At 64.0% G+C, this 18,164-nt stretch carries 18 protein-coding genes; 14 read left to right on the forward strand and 4 right to left on the reverse strand.

The window, feature by feature from the left end; genetic code table 11:
* Positions 1 to 28: 28 nt before the first annotated feature.
* The 5 genes from B9A15_RS02785 to B9A15_RS02805 all read left to right on the forward strand — a co-directional run bounded on the left by B9A15_RS02785 (position 29) and on the right by B9A15_RS02805 (position 5,360).
* On the forward strand, positions 29 to 982 hold the full coding sequence (locus B9A15_RS02785) for an ABC transporter permease (RefSeq protein WP_084408516.1): 954 nt from the start codon (positions 29 to 31) through the stop codon (positions 980 to 982).
* An 8-nt stretch (positions 983 to 990) separates the two neighbouring features.
* Entirely contained in the window at positions 991 to 1,902 is a 912-nt protein-coding gene (locus B9A15_RS02790) for an ABC transporter permease (protein WP_084408517.1), read from the forward strand.
* A gap of 4 nt (positions 1,903 to 1,906) precedes the next feature.
* Complete coding sequence (locus B9A15_RS02795) at positions 1,907 to 3,007, forward strand: ABC transporter ATP-binding protein (RefSeq protein WP_084408518.1); 1,101 nt, start codon at positions 1,907 to 1,909, stop codon at positions 3,005 to 3,007.
* Positions 3,004 to 4,020: an ABC transporter ATP-binding protein gene (locus B9A15_RS02800; protein WP_084408519.1), complete on the forward strand. Its 1,017-nt coding sequence runs from the start codon at positions 3,004 to 3,006 to the stop codon at positions 4,018 to 4,020. The genes B9A15_RS02795 and B9A15_RS02800 overlap by 4 nt, the downstream gene beginning before the upstream one ends.
* Positions 4,021 to 4,145: 125 nt before the next feature.
* Positions 4,146 to 5,360 carry an amidase gene (locus tag B9A15_RS02805; protein WP_084408520.1) on the forward strand — a complete coding sequence of 405 codons (1,215 nt, stop codon included), beginning with the start codon at positions 4,146 to 4,148 and terminating at the stop codon, positions 5,358 to 5,360.
* 3 nt (positions 5,361 to 5,363) lie between these two features.
* On the opposite strand, the gene B9A15_RS02810 is transcribed toward B9A15_RS02805, so the two are convergent.
* Positions 5,364 to 6,017, reverse strand: a complete 654-nt coding sequence (locus tag B9A15_RS02810) for an aspartate/glutamate racemase family protein (RefSeq protein ID WP_084408521.1) — start codon at positions 6,015 to 6,017, stop codon at positions 5,364 to 5,366.
* A 142-nt stretch (positions 6,018 to 6,159) separates the two neighbouring features.
* On the opposite strand from B9A15_RS02810, the gene B9A15_RS02815 reads away from it, so the two are divergent.
* The 8 genes from B9A15_RS02815 to B9A15_RS02850 all read left to right on the forward strand — a co-directional run bounded on the left by B9A15_RS02815 (position 6,160) and on the right by B9A15_RS02850 (position 14,689).
* Positions 6,160 to 6,627 (forward strand): RidA family protein, encoded by a 468-nt coding sequence (locus B9A15_RS02815; protein ID WP_084408522.1) that lies wholly within the window; start codon positions 6,160 to 6,162, stop codon positions 6,625 to 6,627.
* 204 nt (positions 6,628 to 6,831) lie between these two features.
* Positions 6,832 to 7,917 (forward strand): TRAP transporter substrate-binding protein, encoded by a 1,086-nt coding sequence (locus B9A15_RS02820; protein WP_084408523.1) that lies wholly within the window; start codon positions 6,832 to 6,834, stop codon positions 7,915 to 7,917.
* Positions 7,918 to 7,920: 3 nt separating this feature from the next.
* Entirely contained in the window at positions 7,921 to 8,463 is a 543-nt protein-coding gene (locus B9A15_RS02825; RefSeq protein WP_084408524.1) for a TRAP transporter small permease subunit, read from the forward strand.
* 5 nt (positions 8,464 to 8,468) lie between these two features.
* Complete coding sequence (locus tag B9A15_RS02830) at positions 8,469 to 9,794, forward strand: TRAP transporter large permease (protein WP_084408816.1); 1,326 nt, start codon at positions 8,469 to 8,471, stop codon at positions 9,792 to 9,794.
* A 15-nt stretch (positions 9,795 to 9,809) separates the two neighbouring features.
* Positions 9,810 to 11,396: a gamma-glutamyltransferase family protein gene (locus tag B9A15_RS02835; RefSeq protein WP_084408525.1), complete on the forward strand. Its 1,587-nt coding sequence runs from the start codon at positions 9,810 to 9,812 to the stop codon at positions 11,394 to 11,396.
* Between the two features lie 19 nt (positions 11,397 to 11,415).
* Positions 11,416 to 12,300, forward strand: a complete 885-nt coding sequence (locus tag B9A15_RS02840) for a GntR family transcriptional regulator (protein WP_244556767.1) — start codon at positions 11,416 to 11,418, stop codon at positions 12,298 to 12,300.
* 144 nt (positions 12,301 to 12,444) lie between these two features.
* The gene (locus tag B9A15_RS02845) at positions 12,445 to 13,461 is read left to right on the forward strand and encodes a bile acid:sodium symporter family protein (protein WP_244556768.1); all 1,017 of its coding nucleotides are present in this window, start codon (positions 12,445 to 12,447) and stop codon (positions 13,459 to 13,461) included.
* 259 nt (positions 13,462 to 13,720) lie between these two features.
* Complete coding sequence (locus tag B9A15_RS02850) at positions 13,721 to 14,689, forward strand: mechanosensitive ion channel family protein (RefSeq protein ID WP_244556769.1); 969 nt, start codon at positions 13,721 to 13,723, stop codon at positions 14,687 to 14,689.
* 388 nt (positions 14,690 to 15,077) lie between these two features.
* Here B9A15_RS02850 and B9A15_RS02855 read toward each other — a convergent pair whose 3' ends face one another.
* Positions 15,078 to 16,520 (reverse strand): phosphohexomutase domain-containing protein, encoded by a 1,443-nt coding sequence (locus tag B9A15_RS02855; protein ID WP_084408528.1) that lies wholly within the window; start codon positions 16,518 to 16,520, stop codon positions 15,078 to 15,080.
* 378 nt (positions 16,521 to 16,898) lie between these two features.
* Here B9A15_RS02855 and B9A15_RS22810 point away from each other — a divergent pair, with 378 nt between their 5' ends.
* Entirely contained in the window at positions 16,899 to 17,048 is a 150-nt protein-coding gene (locus tag B9A15_RS22810; protein ID WP_170923142.1) for a hypothetical protein, read from the forward strand.
* 61 nt (positions 17,049 to 17,109) lie between these two features.
* On the opposite strand, the gene B9A15_RS22815 is transcribed toward B9A15_RS22810, so the two are convergent.
* Complete coding sequence (locus B9A15_RS22815; protein ID WP_210190468.1) at positions 17,110 to 17,322, reverse strand: hypothetical protein; 213 nt, start codon at positions 17,320 to 17,322, stop codon at positions 17,110 to 17,112.
* A gap of 117 nt (positions 17,323 to 17,439) precedes the next feature.
* Positions 17,440 to 18,099, reverse strand: a complete 660-nt coding sequence (locus B9A15_RS02860; RefSeq protein ID WP_244556770.1) for a GntR family transcriptional regulator — start codon at positions 18,097 to 18,099, stop codon at positions 17,440 to 17,442.
* Between the last annotated feature and the right edge of the window lie 65 nt (positions 18,100 to 18,164).

Genomic DNA, 18,164 nt, shown 5'->3' on the forward strand with positions numbered 1-18,164 from the left:
ACCGCGCCACGAAAGGGCCCGTCACGCCATGCTCGCCTATACGCTTCAGCGTCTTCTCTACGTCATTCCGGTGGCGTTCGGCGTCAGCGTCATCTGCTTCATGCTCGTCCATATCGCGCCTGGCGATCCGCTGACGGCGGTCATGCCGATCGATGCGACGGCCGAACAACAGGCCGCGATGCGGGCCGAATATGGCTTTGACCGGCCGCTCCCGGTCCAATTCGCGATCTGGCTCACCAATGCGCTTCAGGGTGATCTCGGCGCGTCCATCGCCACGGGCCGCCCGGTCGCCTCGGAAGTCTCGCGGGCCGTCGGCAACACGCTGATCCTCGCCTTCACCGCCTCGCTCATCGGCTTTCCGCTCGGCATTTTCTTTGGCTTCGTCGCCGGCATCTTCAAGGACACGCTGATCGACCGGGCGGTCACGGCCTTCGCCATCACGGGCGTCTCGGTACCCAATTACTGGCTCGGTATCGTCCTCGTCGTCATCTTCTCGGTGACATTGGGCTGGCTGCCCTCCATGGGGGCGGGGCCCGGAGGCTCGACCAACTGGGCCTGGGACTACGAGCACTTGCGCTTCATCATTCTGCCGGCGGTGACGCTCGCGGTGGTGCCGATGGGCATCGTCACCCGGACCGTTCGGGCGCTGGTCGGCGACATTCTCTCCCAGGACTTCATCGGCGCGCTCAAGGCCAAGGGCCTGTCGCGCTTTGGCGTCCTACGCCATGTGGTGCGCAATGTGACGCCGACGACGCTCTCCGTCGTCGGCCTGCAACTCGGCTATCTTCTTGGCGGCTCGATCCTCATCGAGACGGTGTTCAACTGGCCGGGCACCGGCTTCCTTCTCTCCAACGCCATCTTTCAGCGCGACCTGCCGCTGCTCCAGGGCACGATCCTCGTCCTCGCGCTGTTCTTCGTCTTCGCCAATCTGATCGTCGACCTTCTGCAGCCGCTCGTCGATCCCCGCATCAAGCGAGGCTGAGCGCACCTATGTCCACCACGATCGACACGAAGACCGTCAAGGCCAATCCGAGACCGGCCGCAGAAGAAGCGCCCGCCAAGTCCAAGGGCTATTGGCATGGCGTCGGCGCGCGCCTCATCCGCGATCCCGTCTCCATGATCTGCGCGGGCCTTCTCGCTCTCTTGCTCGGGGCGGTCGTCTTCGCCCCGCTCCTGCCTCTGGCCGATCCCTTCACCGGCTCGATGGTGTCGCGCCTGAAGCCCATCGGGACGGAGGGCCATATCCTCGGCACCGACGAACTCGGCCGCGATATGTTCGCGCGGCTCATCTATGGCGGCCGGCTGACATTGATGCTGGGCCTTCTGCCCGTCGCCTTCGCCTTCGCGATCGGGACGTGCCTTGGCGTTCTCGCCGGCTATGTGGGCGGCTGGCTCAACACGGCGATCATGCGCACCGTCGACGTCTTTTTCGCCTTTCCCTCTATCCTTCTCGCCATCGCCATTTCGGGCGCGCTGGGCGCCGGCATCGTCAACTCGCTGGTCTCACTCACGATCGTCTTCATTCCGCCGATCACCCGTGTCGCCGAAAGCGTCACCGCCTCGGTCCGCTCTCTCGAATATGTCGATGCCGCCCGGATCTCCGGCGCCCATCCGCTCACCGTCGTGCGGGTGCATGTTCTCGGCAATGTCATGAGCCCGATCTTCGTCTATGCGACGAGCCTCACCTCGGTCTCGATGATCCTCGCGGCGGGCCTGTCCTTCCTTGGCCTCGGCGTGAAGCCGCCCGAGCCGGAATGGGGTCTGATGCTGAACACCCTGCGCACCGCGATCTATATCGATCCGGTTCTGGCCGCGCTCCCCGGCGCGATGATCTTCCTCACCTCGCTCTGCCTCAACCTCCTTTCCGACGGCCTGCGCTCGGCCATGAACATCAAGGACTGAGCCCATGACGGATACACGAGACGCCGACATTCCCATCCGGCGGAAGGTACAGGAAAAGACAAAGGCGGCCGATCGCGGCGGACCGGCCCAGCCGCTGGTCATCGCACGCGATCTGAAATGCCACTTTCCCGTCCGCAAGGGCGTGTTCAATCGCAAGGCCACTGCGGTCAGGGCCGTCGACGGCGTCTCCTTCACCGTCGAAAAGGGCGAGACGCTCGGCATCGTCGGCGAATCCGGCTGCGGCAAGTCGACGACGGCAAGGCTCTTGGTTGGGCTCACTGGGCTCAATGCGGGCGACCTCATCTTCGACGGCGATCGGCTCGGCGAGGATCTCTCGCTCAAGGAGCTCTGGGACGGCGTCCAGATGGTGTTCCAGGATTCCTACGCCTCGCTCAATCCCCGCCTGACCATCGAGGAGACCATCGCTTTCGGCCCGAAGATGCGGGGTGTTGCGAGCGGCGCGGCGCGGCGCCTTTCCCATGAGCTTCTGGAGCGCGTCGGCTTGGCGCCGGGCCGCTTTGCCGGCCGCTATCCGCACGAACTCTCCGGCGGTCAGCGCCAGCGCGTGAACATCGCCCGCTCGCTCGCCATGAAACCGCGCCTCGTCATCTTGGACGAAGCCGTCTCGGCGCTCGACAAATCGGTCGAGGCTCAGGTGCTCAATCTCCTGAAGGAGTTGAAGGACGAGTTCGGCCTGACCTTCGTCTTCATCTCCCACGACCTCAATGTGGTGCGCTACATCTCGGACCGGATCATGGTCATGTATCTCGGCGAGGTGGTCGAGATCGGTCCGGTCGGCTCGGTCTGGGACAAGCGCGCTCATCCCTATACGGCGGCGCTCTTTGCCGCGATGCCGTCCATGGACCCGGACAACCGGACCGAGGTTCCCCCGCTCCTGGGCGATCCGCCGAACCCGATCGACCCGCCCTCCGGCTGCCGGTTTCACACACGATGCCCCTTTGCCGAAAGTGTCTGCTCAGCGGCCAAGCCCAAGATCGTCGCGGTCGACGGCGCTCAAGGGCACGAGGCGGCCTGCCACATGCTCGACCCCGTCTCCGGCCATTCGAAATCGGCCGGCGGCGCCCATCTGGAGGCTGCCGAATGAGCCACACGACGCCCAATCTCCTCGACATCGAAGGGCTGGAGGTCCGCTTTCACGGCGAGCGGACGGTCCATGCGATCAACGGCCTCGATCTTACGCTCAAGCCCGGGGAGGTGATGACCATTCTGGGCGAATCCGGCTCTGGCAAGTCGGTGACGCTCAAGGCGCTTTTGAAGCTCCTGCCGGAAAAACGCACGGCGATGAGCGGCGCCATGCGTGTGGACGGCATCGACGTCATGGCGCTCACGGGCAGGGCCTTGTCGGATTATCGCGGCAAGACGGTCTCGATGATCTTTCAGGAGCCGGCGCTCGCCCTCGACCCGGTCTATACGATCGGTGACCAGATCGCCGAGGCCGTGATCCGTCATGAACGGGTCTCCAAGCGCGAGGCGATGGATCGCGCCCTCGACATGCTGAAGCGTGTGCGCATCCCCTCGCCGGAAAGCCGACTGAAGAACTATCCCCACGAAATGTCCGGCGGCATGCGCCAGCGCGCGATGATCGCTCTCGCGCTCGCCTGCAAGCCGGACCTTCTGCTCGCCGACGAGCCGACGACGGCGCTCGACGCGACGGTGCAGATCCAGGTGTTGCTTCTCCTGCGCGAGCTGCAGAAGGAGTTCGGCATGGGCATCATCTTCGTCACCCATGATATCGGCGTCGCGGTTGAAATCTCCGACCGCATTGCCGTCATGTATGCAGGAAACATCGTGGAGGAGGGGAGCGTCGCGGAGATCATCAAGGACCCGCGCCACCCCTATACGAAGGGCTTGCTCGAAGCCAATCTCCACGATGCGGACCCGTCCGAGACGCTGACCTCGATCCCCGGCTCGCCGCCGCCCCTCGATGTGAAGCCGGACCATTGCTCCTTCGCGCCACGCTGCGCTTATGCCGAGGCGCGCTGCTTCAAGGCTCTGCCGCCAGTGCTGAAGCCTGGACCTGGCCGCCGCGTCGCCTGCATTCTGGAAGAGGGGCGGGCGCCGGTGATGACCCCGGCGCGCGAGCCCGAGCCCGCCTGACCTCATCTTTAGAGTGAAACGCGACCAAGTCGGGTGGCATGTTCACTCTAACCTCTTGTTTGTCGTAAGCCGTGATCCAAAAAGTCGATCAACTTTTTGGCGTCTTACTCTAGGAACTCGTCGTCATGCTGATCGAGACCGATCCCGTCCGCGCCTTCATGCCCTATCCACCCGTGGCGGTGCCGAACGCGGCCGAAGGGCCGCTCAAGGGCCTGACCTTTGCGGTCAAGGACCTTTTCGATGTGGAAGGTTATCGAACCGGCTGCGGCTGCCCGCTGAAGCTCGCCATGAGCGAGGTGAAGACGAGGACGGCGCCAAGCGTCCAGAGGCTTCTTAATGCCGGCGCCAAATTCATGGGCAAGACCCATACGGACGAACTCGCCTGGTCGCTCTACGGCCTCAATGCCCATTTCGGCACGCCGATCAATCCGGCCGCGCCCGACCGCATTCCCGGCGGCTCGTCCTCGGGATCGGCGGCGGCGGTGGCGGCGGGGCTCGTCGATTTCGCCGTTGGCACCGATACGGGCGGCTCGGTGCGCGCGCCGGCGAGTTTCTGCGGGCTCTGGACCCTGCGGCCGACCCATGGCCGCGTATCGCTCGAGGACTGCATGGAACTTGCCGCGAGCTTCGACACGTTCGGACTGTTCGCTCGTGAGGCGAAAACGCTGCTTGCCGCGCTGGAGGTGGTCTCGGGCGAGGACGTTGTCACTCTGCCCGCTGAGCCACGGCTGCTGGCACCCGTCGATATGGTGGCGCAGCTGAAGCCCGAACCGCGTGCGGTCTATGACGAGACCTTCGGCGGCCTTTCCGCAAAGCCGGTCGAAGTCTATCCAGACGGCGGCGCGAATGCCCTTTACGACGCCTTCCGTCTTTTGCAGGCGGCCGATGCCAAGCGGGCAGTCGTGCCCTTCATACAGACTTCCGGCATGCCGCTCGCCGCCGGCATCGATGAGCGCGCCGCCTTCGCCGCAGGCTTGAGCGAGGCGGAAGAGGCTGAAGGCAATGCGGTCCGTGACCCCTACCGCGCCTTCATCGACGACCTTCTCGGCGACGACGGCGTCCTGCTCGCGCCCGTCGTCCACGATGCCGCCTTTCACCTCGATGCGGGACGGGATGTCTTCGACGGCTTTCGGCACGATGCGATGCGGCTCTTATGCGTTTGCGGCATGAGCGGCCTGCCGCAGGTGGTGTTTCCGGCCGGAACCGTCGACGGCGCGCCCTATGGCCTGTCGATGATCGGACCGCGCGGCTCCGATCTTTCGCTGGTGAGGCTCGCCGCGCGATTGTTCGGAACGCTGGCGCGGCCGACGCCGAAGATCGTCGCCCTGACGCCCGCCTGACCCTTATCGCGACAGGGCCCGGGCGATCTGGCGCGCGGCCGCCCGCACCGGCGCGACGATCGGGATCGACAGGCGGCCGCTCAAAGTCTCGGCCGCTTCCGCAAGAGGTCCGCCGCCGATGATCACGGCTTCGGCGCCGAGCTCGTCGCGGGCCCTCCGGCAGGCTTCATGAAGGGCCGCTGCCAGGTGTTCGGGCGAAGAGACGAGGGCGTGCGGATCGCCCTCGGTGAGGACGGTGCCGAGGAAGTTGGGTTCGTGGCCAAAACGTCGGACGCGCTCGGCGATCGCCGCGACGAGACCCGGCGTCGTGGTGGCGACGGCAAAGCGACGGCCATCGGCGTTCGCCTCCGCAAAGCTTGCCTCGCCAATGCCGGCGGCGGGGAGGTTCGGGTGAAGGGTTCGTACGGCCTCGATCCCCGGATCGCCGAAAGCCGCGACGATGACGGCTCGCGCATCGCCCCTGTCAAGAATTGTCCGCGCCAGGGCCGAAACGGCCTCGGCCCCGACCGAAAGACCCTCTTCGTCGGTGATCATGGAGGGGCCGAAGGGCGCCGTCAGACCGATGATCGAAAGGCTTGGCGCCTCGGCTCTTGCAATGGCGGTCATCGCCTCGGTCGTGGTCTCGGAGCTGTTAGGATTGAGAAGATAGACCGTCATTTGACCTTCGGGCGACAAGAGGCGGGAAAACGCGGGGGGTATGGGCCGTCTCAGCCCATCGAGCCCGCGCCGAGACATGAGCTCTGGACCGCCATCATGGCGGGCCATCGCCGGCGACACCAGTTAAAAAGGACAGAAAGCCATGAGCGATCCGATCGAGACCAAGCTGGCCGAAATGGGCCTGTCCCTGCCCGAGAGTTCCCCCTCCCGGGCGAATTTCCTGCCCTTCAAGCGTACGGGCAATCTTCTCTTCCTCGCCGGCCAGATCTGCGAGTGGGAGGGCGTGCCGAAGGTCTTCGGTCCGGTCGAGCCGGGCTATGATCTTGCTCAAGCGAAGAAGGCTGCCGAAATGTGCGCGCTGAACCTTCTCTTCAACATGCGCGAGGCGGCAGGCTCCCTGTCCAATGTGGCGAGCATCGTCCGGCTCGGCGGCTTCGTCTCGGCTCCCCCCGGCTTCGGCGAAGGGCCGATGATCGTCGACGGCGCATCCGAACTCTTCATCGCCCTTTATGGCGATGCCGGCCGTCACGCCCGAACGGCGGTCTGCGTCTCCTCCCTGCCGGCCAACGCCCTCGTCGAAGTGGATGCGGTCGTCGAATTGCGGGAATGAGCCTATCGCCTGGGGAGAAAGGGATGGCGCAAAAATGCTGTACAATCCATCGCCTTTTTGCCTTCTTCGTATACAGGAATCGCCTGATATGGAGGTGTCGTACATGATAAGTGATTGAAATTCGGAAATGGCACATCTCTTGCAGTGCAGCATCACGGGCGCCTTCGAGCCCGCCCTCGATCTGATCGCTGAAGGAGACATGCCTTGGAACGTCGCAAATTTCTCACCGGTGCCGCCTTCGCCGCTTCGGCAACGCTCGCCGCACCGACCGTTGCGAGAGCTCAGCAGAGCTTTTCCTGGAAAATGACGAATGCCTATGGGCCAGGCTCGCCCTTCTATGTCGAAGGCCCTGGCAGCCCGACCGACTTCTGCAAGAAGGTCGCCGCCCTGTCGGATGGCCGTCTGACCATCCAGCATTTCGCGGCCGGCGAGCTTATTCCGGCTCTCGAGGGCTTCGATGCCGTCCAGAACGGCATCGTCGAGATGAATGCCGCCAACGCCTATTTCTGGGCCGGCAAGATTCCAGCCGCTCAGTATTTCACGACGGTGCCCTTCGGGATGGACGTGAAGGGCACCAATGCCTGGCTCTATAATGGCGGCGGGATCGAGCTGTGGCACGAGCTCTACGAGCCGCTCGGAATGATCGCCTTTCCAATGGGCAATACCGGCGTTCAGATGACCGGCTGGTTCCGCAAGGAGATCAAATCGGTCGAGGACTTCAACGGCCTCAAAATGCGCATTCCGGGTCTCGCCGGAAAAGTCTACGCCAAGCTTGGCGTCAATGTGCAGCTTCTACCGGGCGGCGAGATCTTTCCGGCGCTGGAACGCGGGGTGATCGACGCGGCCGAGTTTGTCGGGCCCTTCCAGGATCGGCGTCTTGGCCTGCAGAAGGCTGCGAAATACTACTACACCACCGGCTGGCACGAGCCGAACAACGTCACCGAGCTTTTGATCAACAAGGCCGCCTGGGACAGTCTGCCGGCGGATCTGCAGGAGATCGTCAAGATCGCCGCCATGGCCTGCAATGTCGAAAGCAATTCCTGGTGCGACGCCACCAATGCCGAGGCGATGACCGATCTCGTCGACAATTTCGGCGTCGTCGCCCAGCCTCTGCCGGATGAAGTCGTCGAGGCGCTGCGCCCGATCACCGCCGAAACGCTCGAGGAGGGCGCGGCCGCCGATCCAACCACCCGGAAGGTCCATGACGCTTATATGGCCTTCAAGAAGCAGTATGGCGACTGGGCCGACGATTCGGCCGAGCCTCTCCTTCCCCTTCTCTACAAGTCGTAACCCATGTTGGATCGCCTTTTGCGTCTGGCGAACGGAGCGGATCGCTTCGTTCGCCTCGTCGGCGAGATCATGGCCTGGACGGGTCTCGCCATGGTCCTCGTCATCGCCTTCAATGTCTGCGCCCGGTATCTGTTCTCCTTCGGAGCCGTGGCCCTGCAGGAGACCGAATGGCATCTCATGGCCGTCGGCGCCCTGTTCGGCATGTCCTACGGGCTCAATCGGGGCGAGGAGGTCCGGGTCGACGTTCTCTACGGGAACTTCTCGGCGCGGACGAAGCGGATCGTCAACGCGGTCGGCGCTTTCCTCCTCGCGCTTTCGGCTCTCGCCATCGCCTATCTGGCGCTGCGCTTCGTCTCCCAGTCCTATGCCTTGGGTGAGGGGTCGGCCGATCCCGGCGGGCTTCCGGCCCGCTGGGCCTTGAAGGCCGCAATTCCTATCGCCTTCGCCCTTCTCGCCCTCCAGGCCCTCGTCGCCTTTCTGCGCGATCTTGCGGTTCTCCTGCGCGGAGAAGACGCCATGGCCGCGCCCGTGCCTTCGGAGAGCTGATGGACATGCCCTTCAATGAAATTCTCGCGCTGGCGATGATCGGCGCGTTCTTCCTTCTGCTTCTCGTCGGATTGCCGGTGCCGATCTGCCTGGCCGTCACCGGCTTCGTCTTCGGCTATATCGGTTTCGGCGACATGCTGTTCGGCCTGCTGCCGGCCCGCATCTTCGGCGTCGTCACCAACTACACGCTGCTGGCGCTTCCGCTGTTCATCTTCATGGGCATCATGCTGGAGCGGTCCAAGATGGCCGAGGATCTCCTCGATGTCATCGGTCTGGCCATGGGGCGGCTGCGCGGCGGCATGGCGCTCGCCATCGTGCTCGTCGGCGTCCTGATGGGCGCGGCTTCCGGCGTCGTCGGCGCGACCGTCGTCACGGTCGGTCTGATCGCGCTCAATCCGCTGATCCGGCGCGGCTACGACAAGGGCGTCGCAGCCGGCGTCATCTGCGCCTCGGGAACCCTCGGGCAGATCATCCCGCCAAGCCTCGTCCTGATCCTTCTGGCCGACATCATGGGCGAGTCGGTCGGCACGCTCTTTGCCGCCGCGCTGATCCCAGGTCTGATGCTGGCCGGGCTCTTCGTCGCCTATATTCTCATCTTGGGTTTCGTCCTGCCGGACAAGGTTCCCCCGATCCCGCTCGAAGAGCGGCAGGCCGTGTCTGGACGCGATCTTTTCATTCGGGTCCTGAAAGTCGTGGTGCCGCCGCTCGCCCTGATCTTTCTGGTGCTCGGTTCGATCATTGGCGGGATCGCGGCGCCGACGGAAGCCGCCGCCATGGGCGCTTTCGGCTCGATCCTGCTCGCCCTCGTTTCAGGACGTCTCAGTCTCAAGGTCATGACCGAGGTGGTGCGGGGCGCTTTCGTTACCAGCGCCATGGTCTTCTTCATTCTGATCTTCGCGCAGGTCTTCTCGCTGGCCTTTCGTGGTCTTGGAGGCGAGCGCTTGGTTCAGGATGCCTTCGCCTTCGTGCCTGGTGGCATCGACGGACAGCTTCTCTTCCTGATGCTGCTCCTCTTCGTTCTCGGCTTCTTCCTGGAATGGATCGAGATCTCCTATATCGCTCTGCCGCTTTTTCTGCCGGTGCTGCACCAGTCGGGCGTGGACCTCGCATGGGTCGCGATCCTCGTCGCGGTCAATCTTCAGACCTCGTTCCTGACACCGCCCTTCGGCTGGGCCCTGTTCTTCCTGAAGGGTGTCGCCCCGCCGGAGCTGAAGACCTCCGACATCTATCGTGGTGTCATTCCCTTCATCGTCCTTCAGCTCTTCGGGCTGGTTCTTGTCTATCTCTTCCCGTCGATGGCGCTCTGGCTGCCCGACGCGATCGGCTGGTAAAGGAGGCTTTTCGCCATGCTGCATTCCGCATCGGGGCTCAATGGCTGCGTCAGCGCCCCGCATCTGTCCGCCGCCCTTGCCGGTCGCGACGTCCTTGCCAAGGGCGGGACTGCGATCGAGGCGATGGTCGCGGCGGCGGCCACCATCGCCGTGGTCTATCCGCATATGAACTCGATCGGCGGCGACGGATTCTGGATCGTCCAGGAGCCGGGCAAGGCGCCGGTGGGCATTTCCGCCTGTGGCCGCGCGGCGGCGCTCGCAACGCCTGAATTCTACGCAAGTCATGGCCATCACGACACCATCCCGGCGCGCGGCAGCCTGGCGGCCTTGACCGTGCCGGGCACGATCTCCGGCTGGGCGAAGGCCTTGGACATGGTGCCCGAAGACCGGCGCCTGCCGCTCGGCGATCTTCTCGCTGCCGCCGAAGCCTATGCCCGGGACGGGATCGTCGTCACCGGCAATCAGAGCGACTGCACCCGCGCCAAGCTCAGCGGGCTGAAGGACGTTCCGGGCTTTGCCGAGATCTATCTGCCCGGCGGCGAACCGCCCGAAGAGCGCAGCATCCTGAAGCAGCCGGCGTTGGCCGAGACCTTCGCGACTCTCGCTCGCGAGGGACTGGAGAGTGCCTATCGCGGCAGTCTCGCACAGACCCATGCGGCTTTTCTGGAGGCCGAAGGCTCGCCCCTGCGGTTCGGCGATTTCGAGCGGTTCGAGGCCGAGATCGTCGAGCCTTTGTCGACAGAACTGTCGGTTGGAACGGTGTTCAACATGCCGCCGCCGACGCAAGGGGTCTCGTCGCTGATGATCCTTGCTCTGTTCGACCGGCTGAAGGTCGCGCTCGGCGAAGGGTTCGATCATGTCCATGGGCTGGTGGAGGCCACGAAACAGGCCTTCATCTTGAGAAACCAAGGCCTCGGCGACCCGGATTTTATGGAGAGGGCCGCAAGCGAATGGCTGCGCTCCGAAGACCTCGATGCGCTCCATGCCAGGATCGATCGAAAGCGCGCACTGCCTTGGCCGCACGAAGCGAAAGATGGCGACACGATCTGGATGGGCGCAGCCGACAGTGAAGGCCGCGTCGTCAGCTTCATCCAGAGCGTCTTCTGGGAGTTCGGGTCCGGCCTGACTTGCCCCGACACCGGCGTCGTCTTTCAAAATCGCGGCGCGGGCTTTTCCCTGAAAGCCGGCCCCAACCAGCTCGGCCCCGGTCGCCGGCCGTTCCACACGCTCAATCCGGCGCTTGCCCATCTGAAGGACGGACGGATCATGGCCTATGGCACCATGGGCGGGGAAGGACAGCCCCAGACCCAGGCCGCGATCTTCTCGCGCTATGCGATGTTCGGCCAGGGGCTGCAGCAGGCCGTCACCGCGCCGCGCTGGCTTCTCGGTCGCACCTGGGGCGAGGTGACGACGTCGCTGAAATTAGAGGATCGCTTCTCGCCGTCGCTTGTCGCCGAACTCGAGGCTTGTGGGCACGAGATCGAGATGATCGCGCCTTTCTCCGATCTTGCCGGTCATGCCGGCGCCGTCGTGCGTCACCCCTCCGGCGTCATCGAGGGCGCCAGCGATCCGCGGGCCGATGGCGGCGCGGCCGCGTTCTGATCGTCGAAGGGAGGGGCGAATGGGCTTTGATCGACGCGATGGGCGCGAGCGGGATCCGGCTGGGAGCGCGAGGCGGGCGAAGGGTGCGGAGAAGGGTGGCAGGCCGCTCGCTCGGCTGGTAGATCGGCGGGCGGACAATCCATCGGGGCGAGCGGGCATGAGTGGTGAGGCGAAGGGAAAGGCGCAAGCCCAGGGGCAGCGCGCGGTCCATAGCGATCTCATCGCCGAATGCCTTGAGACGGAGATCGTCGATGGCACGCTATCCGCCGGTGCCAAGCTCGACGAGACGGCGATCGCCGAACGTTTCGGCGTTTCGCGCACGCCGGTCCGCGAAGCCTTTCTCATCCTCGTGTCCCGTTCGCTCGCCGAGCGCGTGCCCTATCGCGGCGTCGTCGTCTGCGATCTCTCGCCCGAGCGCATCGAGGAGATGTTCGAGGCGATGGGTGAGATCGAAGGCCTGTGCGGTCGTCTGGCAGCGGGTCGGATGAGCCCGAGCGAACGGGCGGCGCTGTCGAAGCTTCACGGATCCATGTGCGAACTCGCGGCCGCCGGGCGCTTCGAAGACTATGAGCGGGCGAATGGCGAGCTCCACGAGATGATCCATCTCGGCACCCATAATAGCGATCTGATCGACATCGCCCATGGCATGCGCGTCAAGCTCGCTCCCTTCCGGCGCTCCCAGCTTCTCAATCGCGAGCGGGCCGAGCAATCGAATGCCGAACACGAGGCCATTGTCGAAGCGATCGTCGAGCGCGACGCGATCACGGCCGAGCGTCGCCTTCGTCTCCATCTGATCCGCTCGGCGCAGACTTATATTGCCTCGCTCAACGCCCGTATCGGGGATGCCAAGACGCAAAAGGCGGATGCGGCCGAGAAAGCCAGACGCGCCGGGCGCCAGGCCTGATACGGTGTCCGACTGGTTCAGTCGGGCTCCGTATCAAAGCCCGCACGGCGTTTGAGCGCCTTTAAAAAAGTACGGTTCGCGGAGCGATCAAACGGATTTCATCTGCCAAGGCCGGACCGAGACAAGACAAGGAAGGGAATGTCCATGCGGCTTCCGAAAATCGACAAGTTCGTGCTCGCGCTGGCGGCGGCCGTGATCCTTGCGATCCTCTTTCCCGAACCGGGCCGGACTGGCGGACTGCTCCATTGGGATTATGTCACCACTTACGGCGTCTGCGCGGTCTTCTTCCTTTACGGTCTGACGCTCGCGCCCGAGCGGATGAAGCATGGGCTGACGCGCTGGAAGGCGCATATCGTCGTCGTGTTGACGACCTTCGGCTTGTTTCCGGCCGTGGTCCTGCTGGCGGTGACGCTGTTTCCGGGCGCCTTGCCGGAGGCGGCGGAAATCGGCTTCTTCTATGTCGCGGCTCTCCCCTCGACCGTCTCCTCCTCGGTCGCCATGGTTTCGCTCGCGCGCGGCAACGTGCCGGTCGCCATCTTCAACGCGACCCTGTCGAGCCTGCTCGGCGTCGTTCTGACGCCGGCCTTGATGGCCTGGTATCTGCAATCGAGCGGAGCGCCGGTGCCGCTTCTACCGACGATCTTCAAGGTGGTGCTTCTGGTCCTTCTGCCGATCATCGTCGGGCAGGTAGCCCGGCACTGGCTCGGCGGCTGGGCTGAGCGGCACAAAGCCGTCATCAAGCTCGCCGATCGTGGCATCATCCTTGCGGTCGTCTACGGGGCCTTTTCCAATTCGGTGGCCGACGGCGTCTGGCTGCGCCACGATCCGCTGGTCGTTGCCGAAATCGCCGTGGCAGCGATCGTGCTTTTCTTCGTGATTTATGCCGCGACCGTTCTGGTCTCCAAGCTTCTCGCTATGTCGGAGGAGGACGTGATCGCGGTCGCCTTTTGCGGCTCGAAGAAATCGCTGGCCGCCGGCGTGCCGCTTGCCCCCGTCATTTTCGCGGGACGCAGCGATGTGGGGCTGATCATCCTGCCCATCATGCTGTTCCACTTCTTCCAGCTATTGATCGTCAGCTTCATCGCCGCGCGCGCCGGCCGGCGACCGGAGGCCGAGGAGGATACGCTTTCGAGCCGGAGCGAGCCTGCAAAGGTCGCCTGACCGCCGCAAGACAAGATGCATGGTTCGTGGTGTCTTGGCGCGGCTCGAACCCTTTGCGCCAAAGCACAGAGGGCGGCGCGCTGTCGAGCGTGCGGCGCTCTTGTTGCATTCTACCTCGCAACGTTTTCTCCCCACGCGTCGTTTTTAACGCGCGGGCAGCGGCTCCGCAGACCCTTAAAGACGCGGAGATCATATGCAGGCTTGGGCGCAGACGCAGACGCAAAACCTGGCCGACGCCGCCAGTGGGCAACCTCAAACCTTGGATCAGGCGGTCACTCTCGAGCCCGCTTTCGCGCTCGGCAAGATCGAAGACTGGGTCATCGGTTTCCAGAAGCTACTGCCCAACATCGTCGTCGGCCTCGTTGTCATTGCGATCTTCTGGATGGTCGGATGGCTGTTCGACCGGGCCTTCAACCGCTGGGCGCGTCGTCATTCCCGCGACAATCTCGGCGAGGTGCTGGGTGCCTTCGTCAAATGGCTCATCATTCTCTTCGGCACGCTTATCGGTTTGACGATCGTCATTCCCTCGCTCAACCCGGCTGACCTGCTCGCGGGTCTCGGCATCGGCTCCGTCGCCATCGGTTTCGCCTTCAAGGACATTCTGCAGAACTGGCTGGCCGGGCTGCTTCTCCTTATCCGCCAGCCTTTCCAGGTGGGCGATCAGATCGTCGTCAACGGCTATGAGGGCACCGTCGACTGGATCGAGACCCGGGCGACGATCATCACGACCTATGACCGCCGACGGGTGATCATCCCGAATGCCGACGTTTATTCCAACGCCGTCACCGTCAACACGGCCCATGCGGTGCGGCGCTCTCAATATGATATCGGCATCGGCTATGGCGACGTCATGGAGCAAGCGCGCGCCGTGATCCTGAAGGCGCTCGGCGAGACGCCGGGCGTCGAGGCCGAACCCAAGCCGGAAGTTCTCGTCATGGATCTCGCCGCCTCCTGGGTAACGCTCAGGGCGCGGTGGTGGACGAGTTCGAAGCGCACCGATGTGGTCCATGCCCAGGCCGCCGCTTTGGAGCGCATCAAGACGGCGCTCGACGCGGCCGGCATCGACATGCCCTTCGACACCAAGGTGCTGCTCTTCCACGACCAAAGCGAAGAGATCGACGGCATTCGCGGCCGCCAGCGCGAAGGCTGGCCGAAACCGACGAGCGGTCCGGCGCCGCGGCCCGCGCGCTTGGTTGGCGTTGAGGACGATCAGACGGGGAGAGACTGAGGGGGCGAAAATGGGAGCAAGAGAGGACCTTTTGGCGTTGAGCCTGCTCCCTTCGTCAGCCCTCCGGATCGACAGTGCCAGCTACGGACAGTTGCGGCTTTCTCAGTCCGTCCCGTACCGTAGTAATCCTTGGACATTCAGGGCCTTAGGATCCATGCCTCAGCGCTCATCACGCCTGCTCACCTTCGCGGTATGCGCCGCGTTCTTCCTCCGCCGGAATGCCGCATCGAAGGGGACAGCATGGTCCCCGCCCTCTTCGAGGGCGAGGATGACGAAGCGTCGGGGGCGCATTCGCGCATTTCGAAGTTTGCTGACGCGGCCATCGTTCAGGCCGGAAAGTAAAAATGCGAGCGGACAGGCCTGGCTTGTTGGATGCGCGAAATCGTTTTCAGGACGCCGCCAGCTCGGCTTCCGCGAGCGCGAGGCCTTTCACCAGGAGCTTGTTCGCCTCGTCCTCAGTCGGTGCTTCCACATAGCAGCGTAGTTCGGGGGCGTTGCCCGAAGCTCGGTAGTGGATCGACCGGCCGCCGGCGAGGACCATGCGAACCCCGTCGAGAGCGTCGACGCCCTGGATCGGCGCGATATCGGCCATGAGCTTGGACCGATAGGCTTCGTCCTCCGCAAGCCGCTGGAGGAAAGGGCCCGAGCGATCGGCCGAAATCTCCTTCAGGCGATTGGCGGCGGTGCATCCTGCATTGAGCGAGGCGACGACGCCTGACAGGCCGCTCGTGCCGGCGGCCTTGGCCTCCAGAAGCGCGCACAGGATCGGCAGGACCGCATCGCGGGTGGCGAGCGCCGGCAGTCTTTTGCTATCGCGCTCCACATCGCTGCCGAGAAGCACGCCGCCATTCGCTTCGAAGCCGACGATTCCGGAAAGGCCTGCTGTCCGAGCCTCCTCGATCCCGGCGATGACGAAGGGGGAGCCGACCTTGGTTCGCTTGACCGTCGAGGCGATACCCGTCGCCTCGATCGCGGAAGAGGAGGTCACTGGGGTGACGATCGTCTGAAGCTTCAGGTGGCGGGCGACGATGAGCCCGAGGACATCGCCTCTCAGGATCGCACCCTTCGAATCGGCGACCATCGGCCGGTCCGCGTCGCCATCGGTCGACACGATCGCGTCGAACCGCCCTTCGCCGGCCCAGCCTTCAACGAGCGCGATATCCTCCGGCCGATGCGCTTCGGTATCGACCGGGATGAAGCGGTCGGCGCGGGCGAGAGACACCACATCGGCGCCGAGGCCTCTAAGAATGTCGCCGAGACTGTCGCGAGCGACAGAGCTCTGTTCGTAAAGGCCGACGGTCAGGCCTTTGAGGGCCTCGTTGCCGAAGAACGCTATATAGCGCTCGGCATAGGCCTTCAGCGCCGCCGTTCCCGCCTGTTCGACGCTTGACAGATCGAGAGTGGTCTCGACCTGTCTGACATCGGCCGGCAAGGCCTCATGGGCCGCCCTGATGCCGGCTTCGTCGCTTTTCGAAACTTCGCCCGTTGGCACGTAGAATTTCAGGCCGTTGCGATCGTCGGGAATGTGGCTGCCGGTGATCATGACGGCCGCGCCAGCTCGCGCCATCGCGGCCATGGCGAGCGCCGGCGTCGGCAGGGCGCCGCAGGCGACCGGCGTCATTCCCGCGTCCTGGATCGCAGCCGCGACGCGCCGGGCAATCGCCGGGCTCGAGGCCCGCAGATCTTCGCCGATAAAAACCGTCCGACTTCCCGCCTGGCCCGAGGCTTCGAGATGGTCGACAAAGGCCCGCGTCCAGGCATAGGCCGCAGGGGTGTCGAGATCGGTGACGAGGCCGCGCAGGCCACTGGTTCCAAACTTCAAAGAGTCCATTGTGCCAACTTTCCTGACGGTCCCGCCGATGCGCCCGAAGAGTATGAGTAGCGCGCTTGCCTGCTCGTAACGGCGATTGGTACGGGAGAAAAGGGCTCGGGGCCTTGCTCGATCTCGATCGGAGGCGATCGAGGTGCGGTAGCGCATAAGCTTTTGCCCGATAAACCATTCGGCGGGCGCAAATGCCGAATGGCTTGCGGCGGCACGCCGTCCGGGTGTATCGGCTTTTGCGTTTTCTTTCCCGTTGGAAAGGCGCCTTGGAGCGGGCTGCGACGGATTTGCGTCGCCAAGCCGTTCTCAGACCTTGTTTTGATGCATGGTGGTATCAGGGACGTCGTGCTGCGCGCGCCCCTCATGCTTTAGAAAGCGAGACGACGGATGTTTTCGGATATCCTTATCGGAATGGTCATCAGCTTCCTGTTGGCCGGTGTTCTATTCGCGGGCGTGGATTATGAAATCCATCACGCGGCCTATCGTGGCTCGACCCATGTGGTGGTGCCGGATTGGGAACATCCCGCGCACGGATAATCGCCTCGTTCCAGGCGGCGACGGGCTCCAACAAGCCGGACTATGACGCAGAATGTGGACGTCAGCCCTTCCGTTCCCCAGACCTGTGCTCAGCCTCCCGCTTTTCGCGCCGACGCCTCTCGCGCTTCTCGACGGCGAGCGGGCCTTTATATATCTGCGTGTACCAGGCGATCGCCATGATCAGGACCAGGATCCCGAGTTCGATCAGCCCATACCAGTGATCCATCGACGACGCCTCGCTCCCGCATTGGATTTGAGGGAAGCGGGTTGCCAAGCCCGACGCTTCCCACCAACAATTTCGCCGATTTCGCTAAACAGACCAAGCGGATGATTCGCCGCGCCTCGCGCATATGGGGCCAGCAGCGCGCGAGCCGACACCCGAACGGGTCTCTCAAGTGACCGTCCCGCCCAGAGCGATTGTCATGGAGTTGTCGATGTGGCGCTCCAAGGCGCGGGTTGCGGCTTCGACATGACCTTCTGCAAGAGGGTCGAGGATCGCTCGATGTTCTTTCAGGATCCGCGCGGCGTTGTCGCCCGTCACTTGCAGGCGCGACTGGACTGCCATGCGGATCTTGATCGCCGTGACGCGATAGACATTGTCGACCAATCGGTTGCCGAGAGCGGCGACGATCTCGGCATGCATGGCCCAGTCATAACGTTGGACCTGATCGATCAGACTTCGAGCGATTCCGCCGGCGGATTCCTGAACCGCGATCTCCTTTGCCTCATGCCAAACTCGCCATTCTTCGATCTGTTCGCGCGGAATGCGCCGCGCTGCTTCTCGGAGGGCGGACAATTCGATCATTCGGCGCAATTGATAGGCTTCTCGCACGAAGGCCACGTCGAGGCTTGGGACCATCAGCCCCTTTTTCGGCACGGTGACCAGAAGCCCCTCGGCTTCGAAGCGGGGAATGGCCTCTCGCACCGAGCCGAGCGTTGCCCCCGTCGCCTCGACGAGTTCACGCTGGGAGACCAATTGGCCCGGCCTCAACTGGCCGGAATTCAGAAGATCCTCGATTTTCCCATAGGCATAGCGCCGCAGCGAGCCCATCCCGGACTTTCCGTGGGCTTCTTGCTCCGATGCTGAAAGCGCTTCGGACGTCGGGTTCGACATCG

This window comes from Fulvimarina manganoxydans (genome assembly GCF_900176465.1).
Taxonomy (GTDB): Bacteria; Pseudomonadota; Alphaproteobacteria; order Rhizobiales; family Rhizobiaceae; genus Fulvimarina; species Fulvimarina manganoxydans.